General features: G+C 64.9%; 1 pseudogene. It reads left to right on the top strand.

From position 1 onward, the window contains the following. Nucleotides 1-279, top strand: a pseudogene (locus WDW90_RS39210) (hypothetical protein); the annotation flags it as partial.

Raw genomic sequence — 279 nt, 5'->3', positions numbered from 1 at the left:
CTGGAGCGCACCTACTGCCAGACGCTCGGCGTCGAGTTCATGCACATCTCGCATCCCGCCGAGAATCCCTGGATCCAGGAGCGGATCTAGGGCAAGGACAAGGAGATCTCGTTCACGCCCGAAGGGCGCCGGGCGATCCTCAACAAGCTGATCGAGGCGGAAGGCTTCGAGAAGTTCCTCGACCTCAAGTACACCGGACCCAAGCGCTTCGGCCTCGACGGGTCGGAGGCGATGGTCCCGGCGCTGGAGCAGATCATCAAGCGCGGCGGCGCGCTGGGC

It is taken from the genome of Methylobacterium nigriterrae (assembly GCF_037106235.1).
Taxonomy (GTDB): Bacteria; Pseudomonadota; Alphaproteobacteria; order Rhizobiales; family Beijerinckiaceae; genus Methylobacterium; species Methylobacterium nigriterrae.
The sequence above is the reverse complement of the archived record's forward strand: the minus strand, read 5'-3'. Positions and strand labels throughout refer to the sequence as shown.